Genomic DNA, 22132 nt, shown 5'->3' on the forward strand with positions numbered 1-22132 from the left:
AACCCTGCCAACCGGTCATTCCGCCCGCGCAACTTGCAGCGCACGCAAATTCTGCTCCAACTCCGCGATCGTCAGCGGGAAATACCCATCCTCCCCTTCCGATTTCAGCCATCCCATGGCACGCTCCCGGCCCACCTCGACACCCGCCCCCCGCAGTGCCGATAGCACATCGTCAATCCCCACATAACCGACCTGGCAGGTCAGCCGCCACAGCCAATTCATCTTCACAGGGTTGACGCCACGGTTGAGCGGCGGCTGCTTGTAGCTCATGTTGAAACACCCTCGAAGGCACGCCGGTCCACAGGTTTCGCGACACGGCATTATAGGCGCCGCCAACGCCAAGATTCGGAATTTTCCGATTCAGCCCCGTCGGCCAAACCATCAAGCTAACCCCGCCGGACGCAACCACCGCGGCGACCTGCGTGCTCGCCGCATAGGCTGGTGCCAACGGATCCCCCACGCTCTTGCAGGCGCGTGGATACGCGGTGACGCGGCAGGCGGACAACATGGATTCTTCCCCCCTTGAATCCTGTCCGCCGGGATGTTTCGCATCGTGAGTGTGGGTTATGCCAGGCATGGATTCCTCGAAGGATCATGCCTGGCATTTTTTTGTATCGGCAACGCTCGTCCATCCAACATCAACGGGAGCACTCTCCATGGGAACACACGACATTCTTGCCTGGCTGATCATCGGCGCCATCGCCGGCTGGCTGGCGGGCAAGCTGGTCAAGGGCAGCGGTTTCGGTTTGCTGGTCGATATCCTGGTAGGCATCGTCGGCGCGTTTGTCGGCGGCTGGCTGTCGGGTGTGCTGGGCATCAGCCTTGGCGCGGGCTGGATTGCATCGATCATCACTGCCACGGTGGGCGCGGTCATCTTGTTGTTCGTGGTGCGTTTGTTCAAGCGCGCTTGACGGGCCGCGTAGCGGCTTTCATCTGACCGGCTTGTGCTTCCCTCGCATTACGCGCAACACGCCGGCCATAAAAAACCTCCCGTGCATGCACGGGAGGTTCCAGGGCCTGCATGATCACTTGCGATCGGAATCAGTGCTTTTGGCGATAGATATCGCGGCTGTTGCGGTTTTCGGCGTGATTGAGGTTTTTCTGTTCCTGCTTGGTCAGGTGACCGCCGTGCTTGGCTTCGTCCACGCTCTCGCGGCGGGCGATGTTGGCGTCGCGCGTTTCGTCACGCGCGGCCTGGGCGTGGGTCATGGTGCCGTTCTTCAAGCCGTTATTGATGCGATTCTGCTGGTTCTGCTGGCGATTGTTTACTTCGTTGATGCGCGGGTGACCTGGAACATCGCTCGTCTGCGCCATCACCGAACCCGATGCGAGGGCCGCGCCGATGACCAGACCGATAACGGTAAAAGTCGACTTTGCATTCATGGCAAATTCCTGTGTCTGTTAGCGGACGTTACGTTTTTTGAATTCGCCGCTTCGCTCTTGTAGGGACAAAGCGGCAGGCATGCGTCGGGCGGGGCAACGGTTTTTGTGCGTCTGGCCGATGGTGTCTCCTCCGGCTCCCTGCATCCATCGCCTACCCTCACCCCGCACAGTGGCCATGAACGAGCGGAAGTGGCCCACGTTGACAAGTGCAACGGCAAACCACGGGACGATTCAGCTGGCCATTAACCTTGCTGCGCGTTTCTTGGAAAACATGGCCATTAGCTTTCGATGGGCTGACGCCCATGGGCGCACCGATTGGTGCAGCGCACTAGGCGCGCTATGACGGCAACGCTCACGCCCAGCCATGTGCCCACGCTTTGCGCGCTTAGCGAACGTGGGTCCGAAACAAAGATTTATAGCGATAACGCCAAGGCCGCCGCCACGATGCCGCGCCCTCGGCACGCACAAACCCATCGGCCCGAGATGGCCGGCGACGCGTGCCCGGCAAGGCACCGCAACGCGAAGGCGAAATGGTGCCCCCGATACGATTCGAACGTACGACCTTCCCCTTAGGAGGGGGACGCTCTATCCAACTGAGCTACGGGGGCATGGCTGAAGTGCCTGATGGGCCGCGATTTTGGCATGGATCGCGGCGCATGGCGATCCGTCGGAAACGCCCTAAGAAGGCCCGCCTGTTAGAATGGGCGTTCCCCTTTTCCAGGGCGCCGCCTGGCGCCACGTCCCAGGAGCACGCATGTCCCACGAAATCCTCAAGGCGCTCGGTCTTAGCGGCGAGCAGTCGGGTACCTATCTTGGCCAGGGCGAGTGGTCCAAGACCACCAGCGCCGGCACCTTGCAGCCGCTCAATCCGGCCACCGGCGAGGTGATCGGCACCGTGCACGCCTCCAGCGCCGCCGACTACGAAACCATCGTCAAGCGCGCCCAGGAAGCCTTCAAGGTCTGGCGCACCACCCCGGCACCGGTTCGCGGCGAGGCGGTGCGCCTGTGCGGCGAGGCGCTGCGCAAGCATAAGGATGCGCTCGGCTCCCTGGTCGCGCTGGAAATGGGCAAGATCAAGCCCGAGGGCGACGGCGAAGTACAGGAGATGATCGACATCGCCGATTTTGCCGTCGGCCAGAGCCGCATGCTTTACGGCTACACCATGCATTCGGAGCGCCCCGGCCATCGCATGTACGAGCAGTACCAGCCGCTGGGCATCGTGGGCATCATCAGCGCGTTCAACTTCCCCGTCGCGGTATGGGCGTGGAACGCGATGCTTGCCGCGATCTGCGGCGACATCTGCATCTGGAAGCCCTCGCCGAAAACGCCGCTTTCGGCCATCGCCACCATGAAGATCTGCAATGAAGCGCTCAAGAACGCCGGCTTCCCGGATCTGTTCTTCCTGTTCAACGACGCGGGCGTGGCGCTTTCGCAGGCTTTTGTGGACGACAAGCGCATTCCGCTGATCAGCTTCACCGGCTCGACCAAGGTGGGCCGCATGGTGGGCGAACGCGTGGCGCAGCGCATGGGTCGCTCGCTGCTGGAGCTGGGCGGCAACAACGCCATCATCGTGGACGAAAGCGCAGACCTTAAGCTGGCCATTCCCGCCATCGTGTTCGGCGCGGTCGGCACCGCCGGCCAGCGCTGCACCACCACGCGCCGGCTGTTCGTGCATGAGGCGATCCTCGGCGAGGTGACCGACAAGCTGGTCGCCGCCTACAAGCAGGTGGAAGGCAAGATCGGCGACCCTACCCTGGCCACCACGCTGATGGGCCCGCTCAACAGCAAGGAAGCGGTAAGCGCCTACCTGGCCGCGATTGAAAAGGCCAAGGCCAGCGGCGGCACGGTGCGCACCGGCGGCGCCGCGCTCACCGACCGCCAGGGCAACTTTGTGCTGCCGGCCATCGTCACGGGCCTCAAGAACAGCGATGAAGTAGTGCAGACCGAGACCTTCGCGCCGATCCTCTACGTCATGCCGTTCAAGACGCTCGACGAAGCGATCGAGCTGCAGAACAGCGTGCCGCAAGGGCTGTCGTCCTCGATCTTCACCACCAACCTGAAGGCGGCCGAGCAGTATCTATCGGCGGCCGGTTCCGATTGCGGCATCGCCAACGTCAACATCGGCACGTCCGGTGCGGAAATCGGCGGCGCGTTCGGCGGCGAGAAGGAAACCGGCGGCGGCCGCGAATCGGGTTCGGATGCGTGGAAGGTGTACATGCGCCGCCAGACCAACACCATCAATTATTCCAACGCGTTGCCGTTGGCGCAGGGCATCAAGTTCGATCTGTAATCCTTCAGACGCCCTCTCTCCCTTCTTCGATCGAAGATGGGGAGAGGGCTGGGGTGAGGGGTCGCGCGTGCCGCGACGTTCATGACCGGCTTGATGTGCCCATGGCGCATGGAAGTGGAAGAAAACCAACTCTTTCGCAAGACTGACCCCTCACCCAACCCTCTCCCCATAGGGAGAGGACTTCATTCGGCAAGTTTGGCGGATTGCGACATGACATCCTCTCCCTTCGACTTTCGCGGTTACCGCGTGGTGATCGCAGGCGGCAGCAAGGGCATTGGCCGCAGCATGGCGCTTGCCTTCGCCGCGTCGGGCGCCGCGGTGTCGATCTGCGCGCGCGGACAGGCGGCGCTGGGCGATACCGTCTACGCCATCGCCAAACATGGCGTGCCGGTGCACAGCCAGTCCTGCGACCTCGGCCATGCGGCCGCCATCGATGCCTACATCGACCAGGCCGCCCAATCGCTGGGCGGCATCGACGTGCTGATCAACAATGCTACCGGCTATGGCCCGGGCGATGGCGACGACGCGTGGCTGGCCGATTTCAACGTGGATTTACTGGCCGCCGTGCGCGCGTCGCGAGCGGCGTTGCCGCATCTTGCCGCCTCGCCGCATGCCAGCATTCTGCACACCAGTTCCATCGCCGGCCTGCATCCGCGCCCTGGCACGCCCGTCTACGGCGCAATGAAAGCGGCGTTATGCCACTACGCATCCTCGCAAGCATTGCAGCTTGCGCCGCAACGCATCCGCGTCAACGCCATCGCGCCGGGCTCGATCGAGTTCGACGGCGGCCTGTGGGATCGCTGCAAGCGCGAAGATCCCTCGCGCTATGCCACCGTACTGGCGAAGATTCCCTTCGGCCGCTACGGCACGCCCGAAGAAGTAGCGCATGCGGCACTGTTTCTTGCCTCTCCCTGGGCCAGCTGGATCACCGGGCAGACGCTCTGCGTCGATGGCGGCCAGCAATTGAATGGATAACGCTTGAATGGACAACTCCCATGACTGACCTGCGCAGCACCGAACGCTTCAGCGACCGCGTCGCCGACTATGTCCGCTATCGCCCCGACTACCCGCTCGCCCTGCTTCGCTGGCTGGGCGATGCGCAAGGCGTAAACGCCGCTTGGCGCGTTGCGGACGTGGGCGCGGGCACGGGCATTTCCAGCAAGATGTTCCTGGATGCCGGGCACGCCGTCGTCGCCGTCGAACCGAATGCGGCCATGCGCGGGGCCGCCGTGGAATGGCTGCATGGCTACCGGCAGTTTCGCGCGGTGGATGGGCGCGCCAACGCGACGACGCTCGACGATGACAGCGCCGATCTCGTCTCCGTGGCGCAGGCTTTTCACTGGTTCGACCCGGCCGCCGCGCACCGGGAATTCCAGCGCATCCTGCGCCCGGGAGGGCTCGCCGCCATCTACTGGAACTCGCGCCGGCTCCAAGGCACGCCGTTCCTGGTGGGATATGAAGCGGTGCTGCAGAAATACGGCACCGACTACACCAGCGTCGCCGAACGCTACGGCGATGAGCCGCGCATGCGCCAATGGTTCGGTGCCGGCTGGCGGGGCATGGGCGAATTCGAGCACAAGCAGTTGCTCGATTTCCCATCGCTGCGCGGCAGGTTGATGTCGTCCTCGTATGCGCCCAAACCCGATCATCCCCAGCATGCGCCGATGATCGGCGCCCTGCGCGAGCTGTTCGATGCCTGCGCGGTGGATGGTCGGATAAGCTTCGACTACGACACGCGCGTCTACGTGGGTGAGGTGCTCTGAGCATGTACGACTGGATCCGCCCGCTGCTGTTCAAACTGGATGCCGAAACGGCCCACGGCCTCACCCTGTACGGGCTGGACGTGGCCTATCGCAGCGAGCTGTCCCGCTTTGTCGCCACCCCGGCGCAAGGTGTGCCGACCGAGGCGTTCGGACTGCAGTTTCCCAATCCGGTGGGCCTGGCGGCCGGCCTGGACAAGAACGCCGCGCACCTGGACGCCCTGGGTGCGCTGGGCTTCGGCTTCATCGAAGTGGGCACGGTCACGCCGCGCCCGCAAATGGGCAACGAGCGCCCTCGCCTGTTTCGCCTGCCGCGCCACGAAGCCATCATCAACCGCATGGGCTTCAACAACGAGGGCGTGGATGCGCTGGTGCGCAACGTGGCCGGCTCCAGCTACCGCGGCGTGCTGGGCATCAACATCGGCAAAAACAAGGACACGCCCAACGACAAGGCGGTGGACGACTACCTGTTTTGCCTGGAGCGCGTGTATGCGCACGCCAGCTACATCACCGTCAACATTTCCTCGCCCAACACCAAGGGCCTGCGCGACCTGCAGGAAGAAGCCACGTTGCGGCGCTTCATCGAAACGCTGCGCCAAGCGCAGGAACGGCTCGGTTCGCAGCAGGGCGCGCGCAAGCCGATGCTGCTGAAGATCGCGCCGGACCTGACCGAAGCGGAGCTGGATAGCATTGCCGAGGTGTTGCTGGCCGTGGGCGTGGACGGGGTGGTCTGCACCAACACCACCATCGATCACGGCGCGGTGGCGGACGATCCGCTCGGCGGCGAAATCGGCGGCTTGTCGGGGCGGCCGTTGCTGGCCAAATCCACGCACGTGGTGCAAGGCATGCGACGGCGGCTGGGCGATCGCATCGCCATTGTCGGTGTGGGCGGCATTCTGGAAGGCGGCGACGCGGCGGACAAGCTCGACGCCGGCGCTTCGCTGGTGCAACTGTATTCGGGCCTGATTTATCGCGGCCCCGCGCTGATCGCCGAATGCGTCAACGAAATCCGCCGCCGGCAGGAACAACACGATGCAGGTTGAACGCACCGACATGGGCGGCTACACGCTGATCGAAAACGCGCCGCTTGGCGCGCGCAACACCCTGCGCGTGGCCGCGCGCGCCAAGCTGCTCGCCGAAATCCACGATGCCGCGAAACTGCCCGAACTGCTGGATTTCCCGGCCATCGGCAACGGCCGCCTGTTTGTGCTCGGCGAAGGCAGCAATATTCTTTTGACCGGCGATATCGACGGTACCGTACTGGCGATGGAAACGCGTGGCGTGCACGTGGAGCAGGATGGCGATGTCGCGCGCATCGCGGTGGCCGCCGGCGAGCGCTGGGACGACTTCGTGCGCTGGACGCTCGGCCAAGGCTTCGCCGGGCTGGAAAACCTGATCCTGATTCCCGGCACAGTCGGCGCCGCGCCGATCCAGAACATCGGCGCCTATGGCACTGAAGTGGCCCAGTTCATCGAAAGCGTGGAAGCATGGGACCTGGCCGAACGCAAGGTCGTCACGCTCGACCGCCAGGCGTGCGCGTTCGCGTATCGCGATTCGCTGTTCAAGCGCCTGCCCAACCGCTTCATCGTCACGGCCGTGCGTTTTGCGCTGCCGCGCAGCCATGCCTTGCAATTGGACTACGCCGGCATCCGCGAGGAGCTGGAACGCATGGGCGTGGAAAAACCCGCACCCTTCCACGTCGCCGAGGCGGTGGTGCACCTGCGCACGCGCAAGCTGCCCGATCCGGCCGTCATCGGCAACGCAGGCAGTTTTTTCAAGAACCCGATCGTGGACGCTGACAAGGGCGAGGCGCTCAAGTGCGAACATGCCGGGCTGGTCGCATGGCCCGGCAGCGACGCACGCTGGAAGCTTTCCGCCGCGTGGCTGATCGAGGCCGCCGGCTTCAAGGGCGTGCGCGAAGGCGACGCGGGCATTTCCAATCGGCATGCGCTGGTGCTGGTCAATCACGGCAAAGCCACCGGTCCGCAATTGTGGGCCTTCGCCCAGCGCGTGATCGAGGGCGTACAGGCTCGCTTTGGCGTGCGGCTGGAGCCGGAGCCGATGATCGTCGGCGGCTGACCCGGCCAGCCGCCGCGGCGGGCGTGTTTACGGAATTCAAAGCAGGCCTTTGGCACAATCCACGCCCTTGCCCGCGGTCACGGAAGGAATGGCGTCATGAGCATCCGTAACGTTGCCGACGTCCTGGTCGAGACCCTCGCCCAGGCCGGCGTGAAGCGCATCCACGGCCTGGTCGGCGATAGCCTCAATGGCATTACCGAGTCGCTGCGCCAGCGCAAGGACATGCAGTGGATTCATTACCGGCACGAGGAATCGGCCGCCTTCGCGGCGGGCGCCGAAGCGCAATTGACCGGCGAACTGGCCGTGTGCGCCGGTTCCTGCGGCCCCGGCAACCTGCATCTGATCAATGGCCTGTACGACGCACATCGCTCGCGCACGCCGGTGCTGGCCATCGCCGCGCACATCCCATCGGCGGAAATCGGCAGCGGCTATTTCCAGGAAACCCATCCGCAGAACCTGTTCCAGGAATGCAGCCACTATTGCGAGCTGGTGAGCAGCGCCGCGCAAATCCATCGCAGCGTCGCCACGGCGATCCGCACTGCCGTGGGCAAGCGCGGCGTCGCCGTGCTGGTGATTCCCGGCGACGTCGCCCTGTCCGAAGCCAGCGGCCCGGTCGCCGCCGGCGAAAGCTTGCGGCCGGTGGCGCCCAACGTCGTGCCGCCCGACACACAGCTGGATCAACTCGCCAACTTGCTGGGCGCCGGCCGCAAGGTCACCTTGTTCTGCGGCCGCGGCTGCGCCGGTGCGCACGATGAGGTGATCGAGTTGGCCCAAACGCTCAAGGCGCCGGTGGTGCACGCGTTGGGCGGCAAAGAACACGTGGAATGGGACAACCCCTACGACGTGGGCATGACCGGCTTGATCGGCTTCAGCTCCGGCTACGAAGCGATGATGGGCTGCGATACCCTGCTGCTGCTCGGCACGGATTTTCCATATCGGCAATTTTTCCCCGACGAGGCGAAAATCTGCCAGATCGATCTGCGTCCGGAAAATCTCGGGCGGCGCTGCAAGCTCGATCTGGGCGTGGTCGGCGATATCGCCCCCACCATCCAGGCATTGCTGCCGCGCCTGAAAACAGCCAGCGACGATGCGCACCTGAAAACCAGCCTCGCGCGTTACCAGAAAGCGCGCGAAGGCCTCAACGATCTTGCCATCGGCAAGCCCGGCAGCAAGCCGATCCATCCGCAATACGTCGCCAAGGTGGTGAGCGACGTCGCCAGCGACGACGCCGTGTTTACGTGCGATGTCGGCACGCCGACCATCTGGGCCGCGCGTTATCTGCACATGAACGGCCGGCGGCGCCTGCTCGGCTCGTTCGTGCATGGCTCGATGGCCAATGCGATGCCGCAGGCAATCGGTGCGCAGACGGCGTACCCGAAACGGCAGGTGGTGAGCCTTTCCGGCGATGGCGGGTTCTCGATGCTGATGGGCGATCTTTTGACGCTGGTGCAGCATCAGCTGCCGGTGAAGATCGTGGTGTTCAACAACAGCACGCTTGGCTTTGTCGAGCTGGAAATGAAAGCAGCCGGTTTCCTGCCCACGGGGGTGACACTCGACAACCCCGACTTCGCCGCCCTCGCCCGCGCCGCGGGCATTTATGGCGTGCGCGTCGAGGATCCCGGTGATTTGGAAAAAGCCTTGCGCGACGCCTTTGCGCACAATGGGCCGGCGCTGGTGGACGTGGTCACCAATCGCCAGGAACTGTCGATGCCGCCGAAGATTCAACTGGAACAGATGAAAGGCTTCAGCTTGTGGGCTCTGCGCACCGTAATGAATGGGCGCGGCGACGAATTGATCGAGCTGGCCCGCAGCAACCTGCGCCGCTGATCGCGGCGGCCCACCGCTCAGCCGATACGCATGCGGCGCGCCAACTTCTCGACCAGCTCCACGCACAACCTGATGCGCCATACATACGTGCATGCGAAATAAGCCAAGCCGTAGGTCGAAAGCACGAACAACGCCAGCACGATCGGGCCTTGCCGGCGCAACGCATATTCCACGCCACAGGCCGCCAATGCCGCCACGCCGGCCGAAACCCATAGCTTGGCCATCAAGGTCCAGGCCACGCCGGTGTGGCCTAGCCTGCTATTCAATTTGCGGCGCAAAAGATGAAATTCGATCCAGCCGGCCACGCCCGCCGACGCGGTGAGACCCACCGCGCCCCACTGTTGCGCAACGCCGAAAGCCTTAGGCAACAACAACGCGCTGGCCAGCCCCAGCATGGCCGTAAACGCCAGCCGCACCAAGGCAAAGCGCAACGGCGAGCGGGTGTCGCGCAGCGCGTAATAGGTGGACGCATATAAGCGCCCGAAGGTCGAGGCCAGCAGACCCACACCCGATCCGGCCAGGATTGCCCATACATACAGCGAATCCTTGTGCGTAAACGCCCCTGATTGATACAAGGCCGCCACCAGCACGTTGCCCAGCGCGAAAAACGCCATCGCCGAGGGCACGATGAAAAAGGCGATGCGCTCAAGGCCGTTGTTCAAGCGCGCCGATAGTTTCCCCGCCAACTCCGCATCCCGTTCATCGCCGGCCATTCGGGACAGCGTAGGCAACTCGGAGGCGGAAATGGCCATGCCGAACAGGCTCACGGGCAACAGATTCACCGACGAAGCCGTAGTCATGCCCGCAATCGCACCGCTGCCGAGCAAGGTAGAAATAGCCTGGTCCACAAACGCGCTGATCTGCACCACACCGCGCCCGATCGCCACGCCGAGAAAACTTCCGCCCACCTGCCTGACGTGCACGTTGCGCAGATCCAGACGTAAGCGCATGCCCGGCACCAGTTTCAACACCGGCCCGCATTGCACGAGAAATTGCAGCAGGCAGCCAAGCACGGTGCCCCACGCCAGGTAGACGATCAAGCGATCGGCGGCCAGGTGGCGGAACAGCAGCATGGTCAGGATCATCGATAGATTCCAGACCACCGGCGCCGCGTAGGAAAGAAAAAACTTGTGGTGGCTGTTGAGAATGCCCAGGCACCATGCCGACCACACCAGGATTCCGGTGCCGGGAAAAAGGATGCGCACGATCAGGATGGTCAGCTCGCGCTTCTCGCCGACATAGCCCGGCGCGATCAGCCACAGCAAGGACGGCGTCGCCCATATGCCCAGGGCGACGATCACCGAAATCAGCAAGGCGAGAACCGCCGCGATCGCACCGGCCAGGCGATCGGCGTCCTCCTGCTTGTGCTGCGCGAGCAGCCGGGCGTAGACCGGAATGAAGGAGGCCGACAGCACACCCTCGCCGAACAGGTTCTGCAGGAAATTGGGCACGCGCAGCGCGGCGCTGAAAATATCGGCGGCGTCGGACAGGCCGAAATAGTGCGAAAACACCCGCTGCCGGACCAAACCGAACAGGCGGCTGCAAAGGATGCCCGCCCCTACCAGCAAGGCGTGTCCGCGGCCGGCCTCTTTCGTCATGGTTGCCTGTGTGCGTGCAAAAGGGAGAAGTGTATCAGTTGGGTCGCCGGCGCTTTCCGCCGGCATCTTGGCCACCCATGTGCCCGGCTAGCGAAAGCGCCCTCTTCTCACCGCCTTCGTGCCGGCCAAGGCCCCGTCGCGGAACCTTCAGCGCCACTCACTGCCGATGCGCGCTTCATCCACCACGATGTAATGCCGCTCGCCGCCCTGCGGATCGAAATACACCGCGGTCAACAGCCCGCTGCCCGGATCCACGAAACGCTCCCCGGTATCCTTCCAGCGCGGATCGGGCAGCGTGCGCAGCAAGGGCTTGTAGCGCCATCGCTCGATCGCCAGCCCGATCACCAGCATCAGGCCGCCGACGATCAACTGCGGCAACAACGCCACCAGCACGCCGGTGATCGCGGCCACGCACGCCCCGACCAGCAACAGGCCACCCAGCACATAGAGCACTACCGGTAACATGCGCGGCCGCTCAGGTCGGCGGATCGAGTACCACGGCGGTGCCGTAGGCCACGATCTCGCTCATGGTCTGGCCGATCTCGGCCGAGTCGAAGCGCATCATCACTACCGCGTTGGCGCCCATCGCCTTGGCGTTGGACACCAGCCGGTCCAGCGCATGCCGGCGCGCCTCCTCCAGCATCTGGGTGTATTCGTGGATCTCCCCGCCCACCAGCGAGCGGATGCCCGCCATCATGTTGCCGCCGATGCCGCGGCTGCGTACCACCAGGCCAAATACCTGCCCTTTGACCTGCACGACCTGATGGCCAGGAACGCTCTCGGTTGTGACAACCAGCATGTCCCACTCCTTGCGTATTCGAAAAAGCGGTGCTGCAGCACACGATACGCCTGGCCCGGCGCTACTGGTAGGGGCTGGCCGCCAGCTTTCGGCACGTAGGCGGCCGCCGGGCACTATGGCACCATCCGGCGGTCCAAGCACGTCCCCACAAGGAATTCAAAGACATGATCGCAAGCCCTTTCAAAGCATTGGCATGGAGCACGATGCTGGGCGTGGCGCTGATGGCCGGCAGCATCCCCAGCCGCGCCGACACCCCGTCCAAGGCCGCCCTACCCGCCACCGATGGCAAGGTCTTGCGCGCCACGCTGGACAACGGCCTGCGCGTGGTGATCGTGCGGGAAACGCTTTCGCCCATGGTTACCACGCAGATCACCTACCTGGCCGGCGGCTACCAGACGCCCGACGGCTTTCCCGGTACGGCGCACGCGCTGGAACACATGATGTTCCGCGACAGCCAGGGCATGACCGGCGCCCAGCTCAATGAAATGACCGGCAAGATGGGCGCGGAAAACAACGCGTTCACCACCAACGACGCCACCCAGTTTTACTTCGTCGCCCCGTCCAACTACCTGGACCTGCTGCTGCACATCGAATCCACGCGCATGGAAGGCGCGCTGCTGACGCAGAAAGATTGGGAGCGCGAACGCGGCGCCATCGAACAGGAAGTGTCGCGCGATATTTCCGACCCCTCCTACCTGGCCTTCCAGAAAGCCGAGCGCGTGCTCTACGCCGGTACCGGCTACGCGGAAGACCCGCTCGGCACGCGTCCGTCGTTCGACAAGACCACCTCGGCAGACCTGCAAGCCTTCTACAAGAACTGGTACGCGCCCAACAACGCGCTGCTGGTCGTGGTCGGCGATGTGGATCCGCAGGCCACGCTCGCCAAGATCAGGGACCTGTTCGGCGCCATTCCCAAGCGCACGCTTCCCGCCGCTTCACCGCTGCACCTGCAAGCGGTGAAGCCGCAGACGATTGCCGCGACCACCCCGCAAGGCACGGGCTCGGTACAGTTTCTGTATCGCATGCCCGGCATGATGGCGGCCAAGGACAACGCCGCGGCGCAAATACTGCTGGACGTGCTCAACAACGCACGCAGCTCGCTCTCCGCGCTCGCGGTGGAAGGCAAGGTGCTCAGCGCCGATGCGCAACTGCAACCGTTCAGCCATGGCGGCATCGGCGTGATCGAAGCGGGCTTCCCCAAGGGCGGCGATGCGAGCAAGGCGCAGGCCGATCTGGATGGTGTCATCAACGACCTGCTGAAAAACGGCGTGCCGGCCGACCTGGTCGAGGCGTCCAAGCGCTCGGAAATCGCGCAGGCTCAGTTCGACAAGAACAGCGCTACGACGTTGGCCAGCGCGTGGTCGCAGGCCATCGCATGGATGGGCTTGAGTTCGCCCGAGGAAGCGGAACAACAGATCCGCAACGTCACCGTCGCGGACGTCAATCGCATCGCGCGCGAATACTTGAAGCCCAATGAGCGCGTGACGGTGGTGTTGACCTCCGACAACAACGGCCAGCGTCCGCCCAACAGTGCAGGCTTCGGCGGTTCCGAATCGTTCGCCGGTGACGACAAGCTCGATGGCCCTCTGCCAACGTGGGCCGCCCAGAAGCTGAGCAAGCTGGAAATGCCGCGCTGGACGCTTGCGCCCACGCAAATGACCCTGGCCAACGGCATCCACCTGATCGTGCAGCCGGAAAACATCAGCAATACCGTCACCGTGCTCGGCCATATCGACACCAACCCAAAATTGCAGGAGCCGGCCAAGCAGGAAGGCGTCGCGCGCCTGTTGTCGAGCTTGTTCGACTATGGCTCCGCCACGCTGGACCGCGATGCGTTCCACAAGGCGCTGGACGATATCTCCGCCAGCGAAACGGGCGGCACCGACTTCGGTGTGGCCGCGCTTAGCGAGCACTTCGACCGGGCCATGCAGTTGCTGGCCGACAACGAACTGCATCCTGCACTGCCGCAGCAGGGTTTCACCGTGCAACAGGAAACCCTGGCACGCACCCTGGCCGGCGAAATGCAGTCGCCCGATTACAAGATGATGAAGGCACTGATGGCCGGCATGCTGCCCAAGGGCGATCCGGACCTGCGCCGCGCCACGCCCGAAACGGTTCAGGCGCTTACCTTGCAGAACGTCAAGGACTACTACGCCAAAACCTATCGCCCCGACCTGACCACCATCGTAGTGGTGGGCAACGTGACGCCCGAGGCGGCCAAGGCCACGGTCGAGCGCTACTTCGGCCACTGGCAGGCGCAAGGGCCTAAACCTGAGGTGATCTCCAAGCCGGTGGCGGTCAATCCCCCCGGATTCACCCTGGTGGAAAACCCGTACGCCTCGCAGGACCAGGTGCTGATGGGGCAGATGCTTGAACTGAACATGCACAACCCCGATCGCTATGCGCTGCAACTGGGCAACGACGTGCTCGGCGGCAATGGCTTTGCCTCGCGCCTGATGACCGATATCCGCGTCAAGCACGGCTACGCATACGGGGCCGGTTCGGGCATGCGCTTTGACCGTTCGCGCTCGATGTTCTTCGTGCAGTACGGCAGCGATCCGGACAAGGTCGCGGCGGTCGACGGCCTGGTGCACAAGAACATCATCGACATGCAGAACACGCCGGTAAGCGAGGCGGAACTCACCAACGCGCGCCAGTATGAAATTCGCTCCATTCCGGTGAGCGTGGCCAGCGTCAGCAGCATTTCGCGCGCGCTGCTCACCTGGGCGTGGCACGGCGAACCGCTCGACCAGCCGATGGTGGCGGCCAAGCACTACCTGGATCTCACGCCCGCACAAGTACAGGCGGCCTTCAAGAAATACCTCAAGCCGCAAAACCTGACGCAGGTGGTGCAAGGTCCGCCGCCGCCCAAGCACTGACCGTTTTGCGCTGGCCCCTCTCCTCTCAGGAGAGGGGCCAGCCAACGCTTGGGGCTACCGCACAGCCGCCTTGAGCCGCGCCGGTTTATCAAGATTGGGCAGAAAAACCGCCAGCACGCCGATCAACGGCAGATACGCGCACAACGCATACACGTAATCGATGCCGCGCACATCGGCGATCTGCCCGAGCACGGCCGCGCCGATCCCGCCCATGCCGAAGGCCAAGCCGAAGAACAAGCCGGAAATCATGCCCACGCGTCCCGGGATCAGCTCCTGCGCATAGACCAGGATGGCCGAAAACGCCGAGGACAAAATCAACCCGATCACCACCGACAACACGCCCGTCCAGAACAGGTTGGCATGCGGCAACGCCAGCGTGAACGGTGCCACGCCCAGGATGGACACCCAGATCACCCACTTGCGCCCCACCCGATCGCCCACCGGGCCACCCACCAGCGAGCCGGCGGCCACCGCGAACAAAAACACGAACAGATGCACCTGTGCGCTCTGCACCGACACGCCGAAGGTGTGGATCAAATAGAAGGTGAAATAACTGCTGATGCTGGCCAGATAGAAATACTTGGAAAAAATCAGCACACCCAGGATCGACAGCGAAATGATCACCTTGTTGCGCCCCAGCGCCTCGCCCGCCACGTGACGCGCCACCTTGCCGCGGCTCACGTGATGCAACCGATACCAGCGCCCCACCTGCAACAACACCGCCATCGCCACCAGCGCCGCGACCGAAAACCACGCCACGCTGCCGCGCCCATGCGGCACGATGATCCACGCCGCCAGCAGCGGCCCCAGCGACGAACCGGCATTGCCGCCCACCTGGAACAACGACTGCGCCATGCCGTGCTTGCCGCCCGAGGCCAGCCGCGCCACGCGCGAGGACTCCGGATGAAACACCGAAGAGCCCGTGCCCACCAGCGCAGCGGCCAGCAATAGCACCTGGAAGTTCGGCGCGACCGCCAGCAATAGCAAACCGCACAGCGTAAAGCCCATGCCCACAGGCAAGGAATAAGGCATCGGCTTGCGATCGGTGATGGTGCCCACCAGGGGCTGCAGCAGCGATGCGGTCGCCTGATAGGTCAGCGTGATCAGGCCCACCTGCGCGAAACTCAGATGGAATCCGCTCTTCAAGATCGGATAGATCGCCAGGATCAGCGACTGGATCATGTCGTTGAGCAGGTGCGAAAAGCTGATCGCGCCCAGGATGGTGTAATCCGTGCCTTGCACGGGCGCGCTTTGCGAGGATGCGCCCGGCAACGCCGGGTTCTGCGCAGGCGAAGTCAGAGCAGCCGTTTCGGCGGAGTTCTGCATGGCGTCTTCTTGGATGGGGAGGTGAGCGGCGGGATTGCCCCGCTGCGAGCGCCACCTTAGAGTAAGCGTCTTCGGCCTGCATGCACCAGCGGGTCAAATTCTGTCGAAATTGGGCCAACCGTGAGAAATACCCGCGTCATTGCCTACGAAGACACCCCACGCGAGGTGGTCGCCACCGGCAACGACTACCCCAACGGCCTGGTGCTGGCCAGCCACACGCACAAGCGCGGCCAATGCCTGTACGCCATCGTCGGCGTGATGACCGTGACCACCGGCGAGGGTGCCTGGGTGGTACCGCCAGGCCGCGCACTGTGGATTCCGGCCGGCGTCGTGCATCAGGTGCACATGGGCGGGGCCACCAGCACACGCAGCGCCTACATCCTTCCCGAAGCGGCCGCCACCGCGGGCCTGCCGATGCATTGCACGGTCATCGCGGTATCGCCGCTGCTGCATGCGCTGCTGTCCGAGGCGGTCGATCTTCCCGCCGAATATGCCTTGAATGGCCGCGACGATCGGCTGATGCGGTTGCTGGTGGAGGAGATCGCACGGATGCCGTCGCTGCCCCTCAACACGCCCCTGCCCCAGGATCCACGCCTGGCCCGGCTTTGCGATGCCCTGATCCACGCCCCTTCACTGGACATGGACATCGACACGATGGCGCACAAGGCCGGCATCAGCCGCCGCAGCTTCACGCGCCTGTTTCGCCAGCAGACCGGCATGAGTTTCAGCATCTGGCGCCAGCAGGCGTGCCTGCTCGCAGCCCTGGCGAGACTGGGGCGCGGCGAACCGGTCACGCGCGTGGCGATGGAATTGGGCTACAGCAGCGCCAGCGCATTTACCGCTGCATTTCGACGTACGCTGGGCAGTGCGCCGAGCCATTATCTAGGGATGCCCTGATCCATGCTTCGTAGGTGTCACCAGCGCTGTCTGTTCGCAGGCCATAGAGCCATCGGCGCCGGCAGACTGGCTGGCTGTCAAGACGATGGACCGAAGGCATACGGACAGACAGCGCTAGCCCCCTGCGAAGCATGGATCAGAGCATTCCTAGTAACTCCAGCGGCAAATGCGGCATGATCACCGTTCGGCAGGTGTCATACCCGTGTCAACGCCCTGCCAGAGGATGTGAACGCTGCGCTCGCACCTGACACTGTGGCGCCGACATCCCCCAGCCCCCGAACGGTGCACCGATGAACAAACACAACGAGCTGGACGCGGAGATTGCCCCGAGCGCCAGCGCCGATGCTGCCGACGCCCTGCCGATACCTGCGCCGCCCGTCGTGGATCTCAGCGACAAGTCGTATTACATCCATCGCGAACTGTCGCAGTTGCAGTTCAACAACCGGGTGCTGGAACAGGCGCTGGACGAACGCACGCCCCTGCTGGAGCGGCTGAAGTTTCTGCTGATTTTCTCCAGCAACATGGACGAGTTTTTCGAGATCCGCGCCGCCGGCCTCAAGAGCCAGCTGCAATTCGGCCATGAAATCGTAGGCCCCGACGGCACCCCGCCGAAGCAGGCGCTGACCGAAATCAGCGAGATCGCGCACCGGCAGATCGCACGGCAATACAGCATCCTCAATGAACGCCTGTTGCCGGAGCTGGACCAGCACGGCATCCGCATCGTGCGGCGCGAAAGCTGGAGCGCCGTGCAGAAGCGCTGGGTGCAGCGCTATTTCCGCCAGGAAGTGGCGCCGATCATGACACCGATCGGCCTCGATCCCACCCATCCGTTTCCACTGCTGGTCAACAAAAGCCTGAACTTCATCGTGGAACTGGAGGGCGTGGACGCCTTCGGGCGCGATTCGGGCCTGGCGATCCTGCCGGCGCCGCGCGTGCTGCCGCGCATCATCCGCCTGCCGGAGGATGTCTGCGAAAACGGCGAGAACTACGTGCTGTTGTCGTCCATCATGCATGCCCACGCCGAGGATCTGTTTCCGGGCATGGAAGTGCGCGGCTGCTATCAGTTCCGCCTCACGCGCAATGCCGACCTCACCATCGATCCGGAAGAAATGGACGATCTGGCGCGCGCCCTGCGCGGCGAACTGTCCTCGCGCCGCTTCGGCGACGCGGTGCGCCTGGAAGTGGCGGACAACTGCCCCAAGACGCTCACCGATTACTTGCTCAAGCAATTCGGGCTCACCGAAGCGGAGCTCTATGAAGTCAACGGCCCGGTGAACCTCACCCGCCTGTTTGGCATCGTCAGCCGCAGCCAGAGTCCACAGCTGCAATATCCGCCGTTTGTGCCGGCGATCCCCAAGGCGCTGAAGAAAGCCGAGGACATGTTCCAGGTCATCAACAAGCAGGATGTGCTGTTGATGCACCCGTACGAATCCTTCGCGCCGGTGGTGGATCTGGTGCGCCAGGCCGCGAAAGACCCTTCGGTGCTGACCATCGAACAGACGCTTTATCGCACCGGCGCCAATTCCGAAATCGTCGACGCCCTGGTGGAAGCGGCGCGCGCCGGCAAGGAAGTGATCGCGGTAGTAGAGCTGCGCGCGCGCTTCGACGAGGAATCCAACCTGGGGCTGGCCACCCGCCTGCAGCAGGCCGGCGCGGTCGTGATCTATGGCGTGGTCGATGTAAAAACGCATGCCAAGCTGATGCTGATCCAGCGCCGCGAAGGCGACAAGCTGCAGCGCTACGCGCATCTTGGCACCGGCAACTACCACAGCGGCAACGCGCGCCTTTACACCGACTACAGCCTGCTCACCTCCGACTCGGCCCTGTGCGAGGACGTGCACAGGCTCTTTAGCCAGCTCACCGGCATGGGCAAGCTGCTGAAGATGAAAAAACTGCTGCACGCCCCCTTCACGTTGAAAAAATCGCTGCTGGACATGATCGCGCAGGAAACCGTGCATGCCCAAGCAGGCAAGCCGGCGCACATGATCATCAAGGTGAATGCGCTCACCGATGCGAAGGTGATCCGCGCGCTGTACAAGGCCAGCATCGCCGGCGTAAAGATCGATCTGCTGGTGCGCGGCATGTGCTGCCTGCGCCCGGGCATCCCCGACGTGTCGCAGAACATCCGCGTGCGCTCGATCGTCGGCCGCTTTCTGGAACACAGCCGCGTGTACTGGTTCGCCAACGACGGCGACGCGCGCATGTACCTGGCCAGTGCCGATCTGATGGAACGCAACCTGGACCGGCGCGTGGAAACCGGCTTCCCGATTGAGGACCGCAAGCTGCGCCAGCGCATCCGCAAGGAACTGGACCTGTACCTGAGCGACAACACCACGGCTTGGGAATTGCAGACCGACGGCACCTACACCCATCTGCAGCCGCGCGAGGGGCACGCACCGCACGACGTGCAGCAGCAGTTGCTGGAAAAATACTGCGGTGTCGGAGCGCCCGCCCCGCTCTGACTCAGCGTTCCCGCCATTGCCGCCGGGCCAGGACACTGTCCGTGGCGCCGGGGATGCTGTGCGATGGCAGGGTTCCCGCGTGGCACCCAGAGCACGCTTTACGCCGGGGCAGGCTGCCGGCCTGCCCCACTGCGTTGACCGAGCCCATCGTTCCTTCGTTGTCACGAAGCTGACCCAATGGGTCACACGCGGTCAAAGCAAGGCCGAACCATGCGGCAAGCCCGCACAAATCACCCTAAAACCCGCGTCCACGCAACATCTTGCTTTTGGCACGCCCCCTGCTTGGCCTGTGCGATGCTATGGCCGAGCGTTCCTTTCCTCCCCGCGAAGTCCAAGAATGGAGGCGCCGCTGCTGATCGCGAATCGACGATCACGCGGAAATGGAGCGAGCGGAGTCGGGCTGCGTGCTCTGTAGGCGCGCAGCCGCTTCAGTAACGAGGGGCGCAGGTGACTGAAGACGTTTTGCCGAAGGGATGGCGGGAACGCAGATGGCTATTGGCGGCCTTGCCGCTGATCTGGCTGCTCTGGCTGTCGCTGGTGCACGCAAGCACCGGCGCCAAACTACATGGCGCATGGCGCGAAGCGGCCCGCGGCGACACGCCCGCGGCCATCCTCAAGGCCTTCCGGGACGGGGCCCTGAAACCCTTCAACCCCTCCCTGCTGCAGCGCTTTCCGCGCGACACGCTGGGCAGTTGGGTGGTGCTTGAGCCGGCCAGGCCCGAGGGAGGCCAGGAGCTGGTGCTGTCGATCTATCCCGCGCCCATGGGCTCGATTACCTTGTACGGCGACAACGGTCCGCCGCGCACGCTGGCGCTGGACGACTTCACCGCACCCTTGCATGGGCATGGACGGCTTGCCTTTCGCCTGGACGCCGGCAGCGGCGCCAAGCCGCTGTTGTTGAAGTTCGAGCCTAGCGACATGCTTGCCGCGCCCGAGCGCTTCGAGCTGCAAAATTTCGAAGACTATCTGCACAGCGATTCGGACTGGCTTGCCTTCGCCACCGCGTGCTTCGCCGTGATGGTATCGATGGCACTGATGGCGCTGTGTTTCGCGATCATGCTGCGCGACATGACGTTCGCCTGGTATACCGGCTACATGCTCTGCTATGTCCTGGTGCAGAGCATCCAGACCGGTTTTCTGTTCCATCCCCTGGGGTTTAGCTGGTTCGCCGGTTCGGAATTGCTGGTAGGGAGTTCGGCCGTCGCGCTGTCGGTGTCCTTTGCCGCGCTCTTCATCAACCGCTTCTGCGACCTGCAGCGCCACGCACCGGCCTTGCGCGTGCCGATCGTCGCGCTCGGCCTGGCGATGCCGCTGATCGTGATTCTTCGCTGCAGCCAGATTGCCCCACTGGTGCTGATGGCGCAGACGCTGGTCAATCCGGTGCTGATCATCGGCGCCTTCCTGCTGCTGCTTGCGGCCATCGTCGCGGCGGTGCGCGGCTCGCGCCAGGCGTGGTTTTTCCTGGTCGGCTGGACGCCGCTGCTGGTGTTGACGGCCATGACCAGCGCGCAGGAAACCGGCGCGCTGTCGAGCCTGGACTGGCTCAACGACGCCAGCATCGCGATGGGCGCGTTCGAGGCGATCGTACTGTCGCTGGGCCTGGCCGACCGCGCCTTGACCATGCGCCGCGACCGCGATTCAGTGCGCGTGCTGGCCGACCGCGACGCACTCACCAACCTGCTCAATCGCCGCGCATGGACCGAAGCGGCCAACAACATGCTGGCCGATGCCACCGCCAAGAGCCTGCCGATCGCCCTGCTGTTCCTGGACCTGGATCACTTCAAGGTACTCAACGACCGCCAGGGCCACGCTGCCGGCGACCGCGCACTGGTAACCGTGGCGGAAGTGCTGAGCACCGAACTTCGCCCCGACGACCTGCTTGGCCGTTACGGCGGCGAGGAATTCGTGGCAATGCTCCACGGCACCAACCAGGAACAAGCCGTGCAAGTAGCAACGCGCCTGTGCCGGCGCGTGCACCGCCTGGAAATCGCCGTCGACCAGCAAGAACTGCTACTCAGCGTAAGCATCGGCCTGGCCATGCGCAGCATGGGCGACACACTGGAAACGCTGATCGAACGCGCCGACCAGGCGATGTATTACGTCAAGCTACACGGCCGCAACCAGGTGCATACCTTCGAGCGGCGCGCGGACATGGCAGGCGCGGCGTACAAGTCGCGTCCGGCCAATGAGCATGGGCGTTGATGTAGCAGGCAACACGGCTTGGCACTTCAAAATGCAAGGGGTATCGGACCAAGTTTGTCCAAGATCGCGTGATGTTTTTTTCGATCAAGCGAGTAGTCGTTAAAAGTATTTCGCTTTCTTGCGAAAGCCGAGCACGCATGCTCTCCGTTGAATAAATCAAAACAAATCTGCGAAATACACCTCAATCCCTACAAGCCCGCTGAAATCGTGTAGTCCTTTCCTGAAAGATGTGTCGATACCATCAACTTTGAACTCGTCCGATTTCCTGCAGTAGCCGTATTCCCTATCTTCTAAAACCAAGGGCATCGCGCGATAGCCATCTGTCATTCATCGAATAGGTGGCGTTCGTCCCGCGATGCAACATCTTGGAGATCACGACGTGAGGCGTGATGTTTCTCAGGGAGGGGGAGGGCGTGTCAACGACATCGTTGTTTCGACAAGAAGCTCTAGCGGGGGCGTGTCCTAGATTTTGTGTAAACGGGTCCTTGGCGGGAAACTGCCACCAGACCCGGAGACACCATGAGTACACGCAAGAAGCACGACGTGCCCAGCGAGCTGCTGGATAGCCTGCTGGCCAATTACAGCAAGCCGGAAGACCTGATTGGCGAGAACGGCCTGCTCAAGCAGCTG

17 protein-coding genes and 1 tRNA gene are annotated in these 22132 nt (G+C 63.7%); 11 read left to right on the plus strand and 7 right to left on the minus strand.

Annotated elements, in window-relative coordinates; translation table 11 throughout:
- Positions 1 to 15 precede the first annotated feature (15 nt).
- Entirely contained in the window at positions 16 to 270 is a 255-nt protein-coding gene (locus tag VME63_RS03235; RefSeq protein WP_325430169.1) for a hypothetical protein, read from the minus strand.
- 386 nt (positions 271 to 656) lie between these two features.
- On the opposite strand from VME63_RS03235, the gene VME63_RS03240 reads away from it, so the two are divergent.
- Positions 657 to 911 (plus strand): GlsB/YeaQ/YmgE family stress response membrane protein, encoded by a 255-nt coding sequence (locus tag VME63_RS03240; protein WP_325430171.1) that lies wholly within the window; start codon positions 657 to 659, stop codon positions 909 to 911.
- Between the two features lie 130 nt (positions 912 to 1041).
- On the opposite strand, the gene VME63_RS03245 is transcribed toward VME63_RS03240, so the two are convergent.
- Together VME63_RS03245 and VME63_RS03250 are read right to left on the minus strand one after the other, a co-directional pair.
- On the minus strand, positions 1042 to 1383 hold the full coding sequence (locus VME63_RS03245) for a hypothetical protein (RefSeq protein WP_325430173.1): 342 nt from the start codon (positions 1381 to 1383) through the stop codon (positions 1042 to 1044).
- Between the two features lie 531 nt (positions 1384 to 1914).
- A tRNA-Arg gene (locus VME63_RS03250) sits at positions 1915 to 1991 on the minus strand.
- Positions 1992 to 2137: 146 nt separating this feature from the next.
- Here VME63_RS03250 and VME63_RS03255 point away from each other — a divergent pair.
- The 6 genes from VME63_RS03255 (at position 2138) to poxB (ending at position 9339) form a co-directional block, all read left to right on the plus strand.
- Positions 2138 to 3673: an aldehyde dehydrogenase family protein gene (locus tag VME63_RS03255; RefSeq protein ID WP_325430175.1), complete on the plus strand. Its 1536-nt coding sequence runs from the start codon at positions 2138 to 2140 to the stop codon at positions 3671 to 3673.
- A gap of 210 nt (positions 3674 to 3883) precedes the next feature.
- Complete coding sequence (locus VME63_RS03260; RefSeq protein WP_325430177.1) at positions 3884 to 4648, plus strand: SDR family oxidoreductase; 765 nt, start codon at positions 3884 to 3886, stop codon at positions 4646 to 4648.
- 20 nt (positions 4649 to 4668) lie between these two features.
- Complete coding sequence (locus VME63_RS03265) at positions 4669 to 5436, plus strand: class I SAM-dependent methyltransferase (RefSeq protein ID WP_325430179.1); 768 nt, start codon at positions 4669 to 4671, stop codon at positions 5434 to 5436.
- Between the two features lie 2 nt (positions 5437 to 5438).
- Positions 5439 to 6476, plus strand: a complete 1038-nt coding sequence (locus VME63_RS03270) for a quinone-dependent dihydroorotate dehydrogenase (RefSeq protein WP_325430181.1) — start codon at positions 5439 to 5441, stop codon at positions 6474 to 6476.
- Between the two features lie 10 nt (positions 6477 to 6486).
- Entirely contained in the window at positions 6487 to 7512 is a 1026-nt protein-coding gene (gene murB, locus VME63_RS03275; RefSeq protein WP_325430220.1) for a UDP-N-acetylmuramate dehydrogenase, read from the plus strand.
- 96 nt (positions 7513 to 7608) lie between these two features.
- Positions 7609 to 9339, plus strand: coding sequence for a ubiquinone-dependent pyruvate dehydrogenase (gene poxB / locus VME63_RS03280; RefSeq protein ID WP_325430183.1), 1731 nt, complete (start codon positions 7609 to 7611; stop codon positions 9337 to 9339).
- 17 nt (positions 9340 to 9356) lie between these two features.
- Here the strand turns inward: poxB and murJ are convergent, their stop codons facing one another.
- From murJ to VME63_RS03295, 3 genes are all read right to left on the minus strand, one after another.
- On the minus strand, positions 9357 to 10937 hold the full coding sequence (murJ, locus tag VME63_RS03285; protein WP_325430185.1) for a murein biosynthesis integral membrane protein MurJ: 1581 nt from the start codon (positions 10935 to 10937) through the stop codon (positions 9357 to 9359).
- A gap of 147 nt (positions 10938 to 11084) precedes the next feature.
- Positions 11085 to 11402 (minus strand): hypothetical protein, encoded by a 318-nt coding sequence (locus VME63_RS03290; protein ID WP_325430187.1) that lies wholly within the window; start codon positions 11400 to 11402, stop codon positions 11085 to 11087.
- A 10-nt stretch (positions 11403 to 11412) separates the two neighbouring features.
- The gene (locus tag VME63_RS03295; RefSeq protein WP_325430189.1) at positions 11413 to 11736 is read right to left on the minus strand and encodes a YbjQ family protein; all 324 of its coding nucleotides are present in this window, start codon (positions 11734 to 11736) and stop codon (positions 11413 to 11415) included.
- Between the two features lie 164 nt (positions 11737 to 11900).
- On the opposite strand from VME63_RS03295, the gene VME63_RS03300 reads away from it, so the two are divergent.
- Complete coding sequence (locus VME63_RS03300) at positions 11901 to 14615, plus strand: pitrilysin family protein (RefSeq protein WP_325430191.1); 2715 nt, start codon at positions 11901 to 11903, stop codon at positions 14613 to 14615.
- 54 nt (positions 14616 to 14669) lie between these two features.
- Here the strand turns inward: VME63_RS03300 and VME63_RS03305 are convergent, their stop codons facing one another.
- Positions 14670 to 15941, minus strand: a complete 1272-nt coding sequence (locus tag VME63_RS03305) for an MFS transporter (RefSeq protein WP_325430193.1) — start codon at positions 15939 to 15941, stop codon at positions 14670 to 14672.
- Between the two features lie 120 nt (positions 15942 to 16061).
- Here VME63_RS03305 and VME63_RS03310 point away from each other — a divergent pair, with 120 nt between their 5' ends.
- The 3 genes from VME63_RS03310 (at position 16062) to VME63_RS03320 (ending at position 21502) form a co-directional block, all read left to right on the plus strand.
- Positions 16062 to 16838, plus strand: coding sequence for a helix-turn-helix transcriptional regulator (locus tag VME63_RS03310; protein WP_325430195.1), 777 nt, complete (start codon positions 16062 to 16064; stop codon positions 16836 to 16838).
- A gap of 290 nt (positions 16839 to 17128) precedes the next feature.
- The gene (gene ppk1, locus VME63_RS03315) at positions 17129 to 19300 is read left to right on the plus strand and encodes a polyphosphate kinase 1 (RefSeq protein WP_325430197.1); all 2172 of its coding nucleotides are present in this window, start codon (positions 17129 to 17131) and stop codon (positions 19298 to 19300) included.
- A 447-nt stretch (positions 19301 to 19747) separates the two neighbouring features.
- A complete protein-coding gene (locus VME63_RS03320; RefSeq protein ID WP_325430199.1) occupies positions 19748 to 21502 on the plus strand; it encodes a diguanylate cyclase in 1755 nt (584 codons plus the stop codon).
- Positions 21503 to 22132 lie beyond the last annotated feature (630 nt).

The sequence above is a fragment of the Dyella sp. genome (assembly GCF_035503745.1).
In the GTDB taxonomy this organism is placed as follows: domain Bacteria; phylum Pseudomonadota; class Gammaproteobacteria; order Xanthomonadales; family Rhodanobacteraceae; genus Dyella_B.